The following is a 10,424-nucleotide window of genomic DNA, read 5'->3' as shown; positions in this document are numbered from 1 at the left end:
GTGTCTTTTTTTTTTTTATTCTGGTCTGTGTTATGTGTGCCGCCGTCTGCGTGTGGCGGGTGCTCATGGGGGTGGGGCGTGGGTCCCCCCCCCCCCGCCCCCTCCGGGTTCCCGGTCAGCCGCAGGAGAGCGGCTCGTACTGCACGGTGCCGGTCGTAGTGACTGATTCGCCGTCGACGTGGGCGGTCGCCTCGATCGTCACCTCACCGGCGGGCAGCTCGGCCAGGCGGGTCGAGAACGCGTGGAACGCGTTCTTCCCGGGCGCCACCGTCGCGAACGACTTCGTGCCGTAGGCCGACGTGAACGTCACCGCGACCGGGCCGTCCTCGCCGTTCGTCGCCTTCACCGACAGCAGCGCCTTCGATGCGATGCACCGGCTCGTCACCACGGTCGCGACGTCGAGCTCGGGCACGTCGGGCACGGTCACCGCGACCTCACCCGCCACGACCGGCTCGCCGCCGCCGACCGTCACCTCGAGCTGCCCGGCGTGGGTTCCCGAGGTCTGGAAGCTGCGGCTCGACGTGCCCGTGTACTCCGAGTTCATCGTCATCGCGGCGATGTCGGTCACGGCGGTGCCGGCCAGCCCGACCGGCTGTCGCACGCCGTCGTCCCACACGAGTTCGGCAGCGACATCCGTCGGCTTCGTGTTCGGCGCGGTCACCCGCCAGTCGATGTCGACCGCGGATCCGACCCGGGGCAGGCCGGTCACGCTCGGTGCCGCGTCGATCCGCCAGTCGACCGTCGCGGTCGGGAAGAAGTTGATGCCCTGCACCGTCATGCGCCCGCCCAGCTGGCCGACCCGGTCGACGAACTCGGCGAGCACCTTCCCGTCCTGCGGGGTCCAGCCGGCCTCGGCCGTCGCCAGCAGCCGTGGGAAGGTGTAGAACTGCGCCTGGTCGACGCCGCGGATGAACTCGCCCCAGAACGCCGCCTCGACACCGAGGATGGCGCTCTCGGGAACCCCTGCGATCTGGGTCGCGGGGTTCCAGTTGTACGCGTTCTCGAGCGTGCACGGCCCGCCGCACGCCCAGGTGCCGCCGAGCGGTTGGCGGCTGTCCTGCTTCTGCGGCATGTAGGTCTTGTTCGCGGGCGACATGATCACCTTCGCGCCGCGCGCGGTCACGGCATCGCGCACGGATGCGCCGTTGCCGTTCCAGAGCTGCACCACCGCGTCATCCTGCGGCAGGTTGGTGGTTGCGTACTCGTTCCAGCCGACGACGGTCTTGCCCAGGTCGGCGACCGCCGCGGTGGCGAAGTCGACCATCTCGACGTAGTCGGCGTGGGCCGTCGTGTGGGCCTCGTCGCCGCCGATGTGCAGATACTCCCCGGGCGTGAGCTCGGCGATCTGGCGCAGCACCTCGGTGATGAACGTGTAGGTGTGCTCGTTGTTCGCATCGAACGACGAACCGCCGACGTCGGGAGTCCCCTGAGCCGGCGCGGTCGCCTCGCCGGGCTTCGGCTGCGGGCTCGAACCGGCCGAGTTGAGCTGCGGAATGGCGTGCAGGGCGGCGTTCGTGTGGCCCGGAAGGTCGATCTCGGGAATCACCGTCATGCCGTTGCGGCCCGCGTAGTCGATGATCTCCCGGTAGTCGTCCTTCGTGTAGAAGCCGGTGCGGCCGAGCTCGGTGCCCATCAGCTGGCCCGCGCTGTTGTACGTCATGGCGGTCGCGCCGCTGATGGCGGTGAGGTCGGTGTAGACGATGCCCGCGGGGTTCTCCTCCGGGGTGTCCATCGCGATCCGCCATCCCTGGTCGTCGGTCAGGTGCAGGTGCAGGCGGTTGAGCTTCAGCGGCGCCGCGCTGTCGATCAGGCGCTTGACCTCGTCGACGGTGTAGAAGCTGCGCGCCGTGTCGACCATGAGTCCGCGGTGCTCGAAGCGCGGGTAGTCGCTGATCGCCACGAGGGGCACCGACCACTCGACGTCGGCGACCTCGTCGGACTCGATCCACGCCGGCATCAGCTGCCGCAGCGTCTGCACGCCGTTCAGGGCACCGGCCTCGGTGTCCGCGGCGAGCTCGATGCCGCCTGCGGTGACCTCGAGCGTGTAGCCCTCGGCCTCGTGGCCGTCCGGCGCGCCGCCGTCTGCGACCGAGATCTCGATGGCCGGTTCATCCGCGTCGGCGACGATGGGCAGGTCGAACCCGGTCGAGGGTCGCATGACGTCGGCGAGGTATTCGGCGGCGGCGACGGCGTCACCGGATGCCTCGATCTCGACGTCCTCTGCCAGCACGAACGCCCCCTCCGATCGCTCGAGCGAGACGGGCGCCGGCACGAGCGGCAGCTGCGGCTCGGGTTCGGGCAGCGGGTCGGCGTAGACGCGGAACTCGGAGATCGAGTACCCCCAGCTCGACCAGCGGGTCATGCCCTGCATGCGCACGAAGCCGACCGGCTCGTCGACGTCGAGGGTCAGCTCGTCGATGCGCGGGCAGGTGTTCTGGGCGGTTCGCTCGACCCGGGTCGTCCACGCGACCCCGTCGACCGACGTCTGGATGCGGTACGAGCGCGCGCACGCGTTGGGCCACTCGAGCACCACGGTCGACACCTCGGCGGGCTCGGCGAGTTCGAGTTGCACCCAGCCGGCGTCGACGTACTTCGACGACCAGCGGGTCGCGACGTCGCCGTCGTTGACGTGGGCGGGCACGAACCGGGCGTCGTCGAGCTCGGTCGACGACGCGGTGGCGACGGCGCCGAGCGCCAGGTTCGCCGGCATCGCCACGCGTGCGGCGACGCCCGTCGAGGTCGTGGCGGAGGCTGGAGACGGCGCGGCGGCCGCGGCTGCGGTGGTCGGAACCGCGGCCAGGATGACCGCGGCCGCAGCGGCGATCGTCGCCACGCGGAATCTGGATGGCATGAAGTCTCCTCATCGAGCTGCTGGGAATTGCCCCAACGTATGGTGGGAGATTTATTCCGTCAACAATCCGATGTAATTCCGCGTTCTGTTGCCGACCGCCCGGGCAGGCTCGTCTCAGGCGGGTTCGTACGTCAGGCAGTCGGCGTCGTCGACGCCGGGCCCGATGCGCACGGATGCCGCGGTGCACTCGAGCGAGGAGTTGTGCACGCACTCCGACCGCTGGCAGGCGCCGACGTGGGTGAGCACCTTGTCGAGACCGCCCTTCGTGCCGAGCGGGATGAACGTGGCGCACTCCGCGTCGCCCACCGACCCGGCGATGGTGACCGCCGCCGCATGGCAGTGCGAGTGGTCGTTGTAGGAGCATCCGACCACCGAGCACTCGGCAACGGCGGGCAGTTCGTCGAGCGTCATGCTCATGGTGACCTCCACAGGGTTGTTGCGACGGGACGATACGGGCATGCTAGCCCCGACTCGGCGCCACGCGCAGTACCCCGAGCGATCTTTTTCCGCAGATCAGCCACCATTTCTTAGTTAGGTGAGGCTCACCTATTCCTGAGGATTGTCGGGGTCCACGGTCTTGATCGTGTCCTCCTCGACGGCGATGTCGGCGTCGAGGTCGTTGGCGTCGGGACCCTTCTCGACCTCGCCGTCGGGCGTGAGCTCGTCGGCGTCGTTGCGCGGCTCGCCTTCGGTCCGCTCGGGGCCGACGGTACCGGGCGTGCCGGGTCGGGCTTCGTGGCGTTGCGCGTGGTCTCGTGGGTCGGTCATGACGCCCTCCTCGATGGTTGATCCCAGCCTCGGCGCCGGCCGCGGCATCCGTCAACGCCTTGACTCGGTGCCCGATCAGCGCTCGAGCAGATGGCACTGGAGGCGCGCCGCCCCGCACGACAGAATGGGCGAAGACACTCGGAGGTGGGCGATGTCCATGGAATTCGTGCTCTGGTCGATCCTCGGAACGTATGCGGTCGTGGGCGGCATCCTGCTGCTCGCGGCACTCTGGTCGATGATCCGCGCCCCGCGCTGACCCGCCGCGAAGCGAGCACCTGCCGGGCTCGGGCGCTCGCGGCGGCACCGCTCAGGCGCTCGCGGCGAGGACGTCGTCGACCCACGCCGGCACGACGATGCTCGCCGGGCCGTGCCGCACCTCGTCGAACAGCGGGGTGACCTCGCTCGGGGCGAGGTTGAGCTCGACTGTCGCGGCACCGGACTCGGCCGCGGTCATCACGAAGCCCGCCGCCGGGTACACGGCACCCGAGGTGCCGATCGCGGCGAACACGTCGCACGCGAGCAGCGCCTCGTCGATGAGATCGAGCTCGTACGGCATCTCGCCGAACCAGACCACGTCGGGGCGCAGCATCCGATCACCGCACTCCGGGCACGGCGGGCGATCGACGAGATCGGCCGCGATCGGCGATCGGATGCCGCAGCCGAGGCAGAGGGCGGTCAGCAGATCGCCGTGCATGTGCACGACGCTGCGGGATCCCGCGCGCTCGTGCAGGTCGTCGACGTTCTGGGTCACGAGCAGGAGGTCGTCGCCGATCGCGCGCTCGAGGGCGGCGAGCGCGACGTGCGCCGGGTTCGGCTCCACCCGGGCGACGGCACGGCGGCGCGCGTCGTAGAAGCGTTGCACGGTGTCGGGGTCGCGATCGAACGCCTCGGGCGTCGCGACGTCCTCGACGCGGTGTCCCTCCCATAGGCCGCCCGCGTCGCGGAACGTGGGCACCCCGCTCTCGGCGGACACCCCGGCGCCGGTCAGCACGACGACTCGCATGCCTCCATTGAACCGCGGCATCCGCTTCGTAGGGCATCGCTCGGTTCGGAGGCGTGGCGATGCGCGATGCTACGCGCCGGCGGCAACAGCCTCCGCCTCGGCCTCGGTCCTCCGACGGTCGAGCACGAGCGCGCGGCGAAGCGCGAGGAACAGCAGGATCATCCCGGCGGTGAGGAGGATGTGACCCATGCCGGCGATTCCGGCGATCATCGCACCGGTCTCCTCGCCGAGCACGGTCAGCGAGCCGTGCCAGATCAGCATCGCCGAAGTGAGCACGACGCCGGCGTTGTACACCCAGAAGAACCCGGCGAAGAGCCTGCTCCGCGAGATGGTGAAGGCCTTCTCGAGCACGAGCACGATCAGCAGGACGATGAACCCGAGCGTGAGCAGGTGCGTGTGAGCGAGCCCCAGCTGGGTGAACTCGCCCTCGGGGAAGTCGTTGAGCTTCGTGAACTCGCGGTAGAAGAGTCCGGATGCCACTCCGGCCAACATGTAGGCGAACGCGGCGGTGAACAGCTTGTGCATCGGATTCCTTTCGTTTCCGACTTCGATCCTCGACGGATGCCGCCCGCCGCGGATCACCCGAAGGGTTGATCCCTGCGCCCGCCCTTCAGATGAGCCGCGCCGTTGACGCGCGCGCGATTCCCGGCTTTCTGCGGGACGACCCGCACTAATCCGGGATTCGCAGGCAAACCTCCCCCGTGGGATGACACGGCACGCAGCCCGCTCTGCTCGTGAGTCCCGGGTTTCTGCGGCTGGAGCTGCAGAAACCCGGGATTCGGCGTATGGTGCCGAAGCAGATCGGACGCCGGTGATCGCACCCGTCAGATGAGGCCGGTGATCGCACCCGTCAGATGAGGCCGGTCTCGCGCGCCAGCGTCACGGCCTTCGCCCGGCTCTCCACATTGAGCTTGGCGAAGAGGTGCACGAGGTGCGTCTTCACCGTCGCCTCGGTGACGAACAAGGCACGCGCGATCTCCCGGTTCGATGCGCCCTGGTCGAGCAGGCGCAGCACCTCGAGCTCTCGGTCGGTGAGCCGGATGCGCGGTTTGCGCATGCCCTCGACGACGCGCTGGGTCATCTCAGGCGCGAGCACCATCCCCCCGGCGGCCGCCTCCCTGAGCGACGAGATGATCGTGGCCGGGGCCACGTCCTTGAGCAGGTACCCGGCCGCACCGGCTTCGATCGCGCGAATGATCTCGACGTCGCGGTCGAACGTGGTGAGGATGATCACGGCCGGGGCCGGCTGCTGCGCGCGCAGCGCAACCGTGGTGTCGACGCCGTCCATGCTCGCGCCGAGGCGCAGGTCGCACAACACGACATCGGGGTGCAGGTGGCCGGACAGCGCGACGGCCTCCTCACCGGATGCCGCCTCGCCGACGACCTCCACCTCCTCGTTGTGCTCGAAGAGTGCGCGCAGCCCCGTTCGGACGACCGGGTGGTCATCGACCAGCAGCACGGTGATCGGCATGCTATCCAGCCTCAGTCGTTCGTCCGGCGAGCGGAACATGGGCCGACAGCGCCGTACCCTCCCCCGAAGTGCTCTCGACGTCGAGCCCTCCTCCGAGCTCGCGCAGCCGTGCCCGCATCGAGTGCAGCCCGTACCCGCCGCCCCCGGCGCCGCTCGACCCCGCGTTCCATGACCTGGCGTCGAACCCGCGGCCGTCGTCCGCGACATCCATTCGCACCGAATCTTCGATGTCGGCGAGGTTCACGACCACCCGGCCGGCGTCGGCGTGCAGCCTGACGTTCGCGAGCGCGGACTGAGCCGTTCGCAAGAGCGCGACCTCGACCGTGGTCGGGAGTGCCGGAAAACCCTCGTCGACGTGCAGCTCAGTGGCGATGCCGGTCTCCTCGGTGAGCCGATCGAGCATCCGTCGCAGGGCGCCGGCGAGGGCACCCTCTTCGAGCTCGGCGGGGGCGAGCGCCGCGACGATCCGGCGCACGTCGACCAGGTTGTCACGGGCGATGGCGTCGATCTGGTTCAGCACACGACCCGAATCGGATGCGTCGCCGTTCGAGAGTGCGGCGTGAACCAACAGCGAGATCGACGAGAAGCCCTGCGCGATGGTGTCGTGGATGTCGCGTGAGAGCCGGGTCCGTTCCTCCATCGCGCCCGACTCGCGCTGCGTCTTCGCGAGCTCTTCGTGGAGGTCCGCCATCTCGGCCTGCGCCTGAACGAGCGAGGCGACCAGGCGCTGCCGCTCCCTGGCGTCGTTCAGCAGCTCGACGTAGCCGCGGGAGATGCCGAGTGCGAACACACCGCCGACCAGCGGACCGATCACATTCGCGTACGTCGTCGTTCCCAGGTGCAGGATCGGCGCGACGGCGACGACCACGAAGACCACCACCGAGAACACGACCGCCCACCGCCATCGCAGGATGTAACCGGCGAGCAGCCAGAGCGGGAACGCCAGCCACACGAACTCGACGGATGCCGCGACCGTCCCGCCCCAGATCAAGGCGAGGCCGACCAGCCACCAGGCGCCGAGGGCGCGATCCCGGGTGCGACCGGCGAGCACCACGCCGCCGACGTACCAGCCCGCGAAGACCAGCGCCGAGGCGAGCACCAGCGCGATCGGCGCACCGTCGGCGACCGCCCGGCCCGCGCCGACGGCGATGAGCACCGCGGTGATGAGGTGCTGGCCGATCTGCATCGAACGAATCGTCGCGCTCAACGTACTCGCACCCCGTCGCTCGTCGGCCGCACCGTGGTCATCCGACGGGAACGAGCTCCTCGGTGCGGGTGACATGATCCGATTCTCCATCCCGAGGCTCGAATGTGGCCCTCCGCACGTGGGGGCCACGTCCCGGCCACCAGATGCGGTCGCCGACGAGGGTGAAGATCGCCGGCACGACCACGGTGCGTACCACGAGCGTATCGACGATGACCCCGAGTCCGACGATCAGTCCGAGCTGGCCGAGCGTGACGAGCGGCAGCACGCCGAGCGCGGCGAACCCCGCGGCCAGCACGATCCCGGCGCTGGTGATCACGCCACCGGTGCTCGCGACCGCCCGCACGACGCCCTCCCGTGTGCCGTGCACGGCCGCTTCGGACTTCGCCCGATGCACCAGGAAGATCGTGTAGTCGATCCCGAGCGCGACGAGGAAGAGGAACGCCAGCAGCGGAACCTGGAGATCCAGGGCCTCCTGGCCGAAGAGCACCCGGCTCAGCCACGCACCGGCTCCGATCGCGGCGACCGCGCTGGCGATGTTCACGAGCAGCAGCAGGAACGGCGCCACGAGCGACCGCAGCAGGATCAGCAGCACGATGAAGCCGACCGCGAGCACGAGGGGTGCGATCACCAGGATGTCGCGGAGGTTGCCGTCTCGGGCATCGAGGTCCTGCGCGACCGGCCCGCCGACGAGCGCATCTGCCCGGGAAACGTCGTGCACGGTGTCGCGAACCTGCTGCACGAGGTCGAGGCTTTCCTGTGTGCCCGGCGCGGGTTCGCCGGTGACGAGCATCTTCGTGAGCTCGCCGTCGTCGGTCTCCCCGATCGCGTTCACCCGAACGACCCCGGTGAGATCTTCGACGGCGCTCGTGATCTCGTCCGCTTCGGCGGTGTTCGCGACCACGAACATCGGCTGCGCCTCGCCGGGCGGGAAGTGCGCCGCGAGGGTCTCCAGCCCGGCAGCGGATTCGGATGCCACGCGGAACTTCTCGGTCTGGCTGAGCCCGATCGAGGTGCCGACGAGGCCCGTCGCCATCACCGCGAGCAGCGCTGCACCTGCGGCCAGCGCGATCCAGGGGCGACGGACCACCCTGTCGGCGATGCCCCTCCAGACGCGGCCCTGCCGGTGCGACTGACCCGGCTTGGGAACGAACGGCCAGAACACGCGGCGGCCGCAGACGGCCAGCACCGGCGGAAGCGCGAACAGCACCGCGCCCAGCGCCATCAGCAGTCCCACCGCGGAGGCGATTCCCAGTCCACGGGTGCCGGGGATCACGGCAAGCACGAGCGTGGCGAGCGCGACCACGACGGTCACGTTCGAGGCGACGATGGCCGGGGCGGTGCCCCGCCACGCCGACGCGAGCGCCGCGCGATGGTCGTCGGTCTTCGCGAGCTCCTCCCGGTAGCGCGAGATGAGGAGCAGGGCATAGTTCGTGCCCGCGCCGAAGACGAGCACGCTGATGATGCCGGTGTCGAACTGCAGCTCCAGCCCGGTGCCGACCGCGCTGGTCACCTTGCCGGCGAGCTGGTCGGTGACCGCGACCACGGCGAGCGGGATCAGCCAGAGGATCGGCGAGCGGTACGTCAGGATGAGCAGCAGCGCGACGATCGCGATGGTCACGATGAGCAGCGTGAAGTCGGCGCCGTCGAATGCGGCGGTGATGTCGGCGCCGAACGCCGGGCCGCCGGTGACCTGGAGCGTGATGCCGTCGACCGGGTTCTGGGCGAGGGCGGCTCGAAGCGCCTTCACCTCCTCGGAGGTCTCCGCGTTGTCGTCGCCGACGGTGATGGGCGCCTGGATGACCGCGGCTCCGCCGTCGTCGCTGGTGAACGGTCGCGACGACTCCAGTCCGGTCTGCGCGTCGACCGCCGGCACCAGGTCGGCGACGGCGGCGAGGTCGGCCTCGGTCAGCGCCGCGCCGTCGTCCCGGGTCGCCACGATGAGCACCGACTGCTCATCGCTGTTCGGGAACTTCTCGAGCAGGTCGCTCACCTGCGCGGACTCCGAAGCCGGCGGCGCCACGTCGTTGCCGGCAGGGGCATCCGCTTGACCGAAGAGGCCGAACAGTGCGACGAATGCGAGCAGCACGATGACGATGGAGACCCAGGCACCTCGACGAGACGTGAGGCGCTCGGGCAGGGAGTTGCGAACGCGGACTTCAGACATACCGGCAGTCCATCAGCGCGCCGACGATCGGGCATCGCGCGGGCGATTGAAACCCGGCTCAACCCTTCGGTTGACATCGGTCGAGCGGCCTCGGGCGGCGGGCCGGGGCGGAAACCCCGGCGCGGAAGCTCACGCCCCGTCGTTCGCCTCGTCGGGCCAGCGCCACCGCCGGGGACGGTCTGCGATGTGCTCGCCCCTGAGCCGTCGGTCGACGTACCGCATCACGAGGCCTGCCGCGATGAGCGCAGCACCGAGCGGCGCGAAGAGGATTCGAGCGATCTGCATGACGATGTCGAACACGAGCATGGCCGACTGCCACTCCTGCGTGTTGGGCGCCCACCAGGCATTCAGCGCCGCCGGCGCGGCGACGATGAGGAGTGCGCCGCCGATGGCGACGCCGACGCCCCACCAGATCACTCGCGTCGGCATTGATTCCGTCGACATCCTGCTCCCTTGCACGTTGTGAGTCCCCGAGCAGGCTACCGCCGGCAGACCCGAAGCGGTGTGCTTCACTGATCGGATGCCGGCACCGAACGATCCCCTGAACCGCGTCAGGGCATCCGGAGTCGCGGCCGTCATCGTGATCGTGGCCCTCGGACTCGGACTGCAGCTTCTCGAACGGTCATCGCTCGTGGATGTGCTCGGAAGCATGCTCTACGTCGACATGGCAGGTCTGCTGCTCCTGCTCGCCTGGCCGACGCTTCCGGCGCTCGCCGTCGCCTCGGTCGCCCTCGCGATCGCGATGGTGATCGAGCTTCTGCAGTTGACCGTCATCCCGGGGTTCATCGTCGACGCTTTCCCGCCGGCACGATTGGTGCTCGGCAGCGCGTTCGATCCACTGGACCTCGCCGCGTACGCCGCCGGTGCGGTGGTGCTGTTGCTCCTCGTCCAGGCGATCGCGCGATCATCTCGGCGGAGCACCGCGACCGCGACGAAGTGATGCCGCCGGGCGGTCGGGAT

Annotated in this window: 10 protein-coding genes; 1 reads left to right on the top strand and 9 read right to left on the bottom strand. The window is 69.6% G+C overall.

The window, feature by feature from the left end:
• Positions 1 to 115: 115 nt before the first annotated feature.
• The 9 genes from ACFWN7_RS11660 to ACFWN7_RS11620 form a co-directional block, all read right to left on the bottom strand.
• The gene (locus ACFWN7_RS11660) at positions 116 to 2,851 is read right to left on the bottom strand and encodes a family 20 glycosylhydrolase (RefSeq protein ID WP_376938978.1); all 2,736 of its coding nucleotides are present in this window, start codon (positions 2,849 to 2,851) and stop codon (positions 116 to 118) included.
• Positions 2,852 to 2,965: 114 nt separating this feature from the next.
• A complete protein-coding gene (locus tag ACFWN7_RS11655; protein ID WP_376938977.1) occupies positions 2,966 to 3,268 on the bottom strand; it encodes a DUF1540 domain-containing protein in 303 nt (100 codons plus the stop codon).
• 129 nt (positions 3,269 to 3,397) lie between these two features.
• Positions 3,398 to 3,619, bottom strand: a complete 222-nt coding sequence (locus ACFWN7_RS11650) for a hypothetical protein (protein WP_376938976.1) — start codon at positions 3,617 to 3,619, stop codon at positions 3,398 to 3,400.
• 307 nt (positions 3,620 to 3,926) lie between these two features.
• Positions 3,927 to 4,622, bottom strand: a complete 696-nt coding sequence (locus ACFWN7_RS11645; RefSeq protein WP_376938975.1) for an NAD-dependent deacylase — start codon at positions 4,620 to 4,622, stop codon at positions 3,927 to 3,929.
• Positions 4,623 to 4,691: 69 nt separating this feature from the next.
• Positions 4,692 to 5,147, bottom strand: a complete 456-nt coding sequence (locus ACFWN7_RS11640; protein WP_376938974.1) for a DUF2871 domain-containing protein — start codon at positions 5,145 to 5,147, stop codon at positions 4,692 to 4,694.
• A 325-nt stretch (positions 5,148 to 5,472) separates the two neighbouring features.
• A complete protein-coding gene (locus ACFWN7_RS11635; protein WP_376938973.1) occupies positions 5,473 to 6,093 on the bottom strand; it encodes a response regulator in 621 nt (206 codons plus the stop codon).
• 1 nt (position 6,094) lies between these two features.
• On the bottom strand, positions 6,095 to 7,279 hold the full coding sequence (locus ACFWN7_RS11630) for a sensor histidine kinase (protein ID WP_376938972.1): 1,185 nt from the start codon (positions 7,277 to 7,279) through the stop codon (positions 6,095 to 6,097).
• 58 nt (positions 7,280 to 7,337) lie between these two features.
• Positions 7,338 to 9,464 (bottom strand): MMPL family transporter, encoded by a 2,127-nt coding sequence (locus ACFWN7_RS11625; protein WP_376938971.1) that lies wholly within the window; start codon positions 9,462 to 9,464, stop codon positions 7,338 to 7,340.
• Between the two features lie 129 nt (positions 9,465 to 9,593).
• On the bottom strand, positions 9,594 to 9,908 hold the full coding sequence (locus ACFWN7_RS11620; protein WP_376938970.1) for a hypothetical protein: 315 nt from the start codon (positions 9,906 to 9,908) through the stop codon (positions 9,594 to 9,596).
• 76 nt (positions 9,909 to 9,984) lie between these two features.
• On the opposite strand from ACFWN7_RS11620, the gene ACFWN7_RS11615 reads away from it, so the two are divergent.
• Positions 9,985 to 10,404 carry a DUF2809 domain-containing protein gene (locus ACFWN7_RS11615; protein WP_376938969.1) on the top strand — a complete coding sequence of 140 codons (420 nt, stop codon included), beginning with the start codon at positions 9,985 to 9,987 and terminating at the stop codon, positions 10,402 to 10,404.
• Positions 10,405 to 10,424: the final 20 nt, after the last annotated feature.

Origin of the sequence: Agromyces sp. NPDC058484 (assembly GCF_042720415.1) — a bacterium.
Lineage (GTDB): Bacteria > Actinomycetota > Actinomycetes > Actinomycetales > Microbacteriaceae > Agromyces.
This window is presented reverse-complemented; position numbering and strand designations above follow the sequence as displayed.

Coding starts and splice junctions, on each gene's coding strand:
- ACFWN7_RS11645 (WP_376938975.1), bottom strand. CDS start 4,622: ATGCGAGTCGTCGTGCTGACCGGCGCCGGGGTGTCCGCCGAGAGCGGG.
- ACFWN7_RS11615 (WP_376938969.1), top strand. CDS start 9,985: ATGCCGGCACCGAACGATCCCCTGAACCGCGTCAGGGCATCCGGAGTC.
- ACFWN7_RS11625 (WP_376938971.1), bottom strand. CDS start 9,464: ATGTCTGAAGTCCGCGTTCGCAACTCCCTGCCCGAGCGCCTCACGTCT.
- ACFWN7_RS11630 (WP_376938972.1), bottom strand. CDS start 7,279: ATGCAGATCGGCCAGCACCTCATCACCGCGGTGCTCATCGCCGTCGGC.
- ACFWN7_RS11655 (WP_376938977.1), bottom strand. CDS start 3,268: ATGAGCATGACGCTCGACGAACTGCCCGCCGTTGCCGAGTGCTCGGTG.
- ACFWN7_RS11660 (WP_376938978.1), bottom strand. CDS start 2,851: ATGCCATCCAGATTCCGCGTGGCGACGATCGCCGCTGCGGCCGCGGTC.
- ACFWN7_RS11635 (WP_376938973.1), bottom strand. CDS start 6,093: ATGCCGATCACCGTGCTGCTGGTCGATGACCACCCGGTCGTCCGAACG.
- ACFWN7_RS11640 (WP_376938974.1), bottom strand. CDS start 5,147: ATGCACAAGCTGTTCACCGCCGCGTTCGCCTACATGTTGGCCGGAGTG.
- ACFWN7_RS11650 (WP_376938976.1), bottom strand. CDS start 3,619: ATGACCGACCCACGAGACCACGCGCAACGCCACGAAGCCCGACCCGGC.
- ACFWN7_RS11620 (WP_376938970.1), bottom strand. CDS start 9,908: ATGTCGACGGAATCAATGCCGACGCGAGTGATCTGGTGGGGCGTCGGC.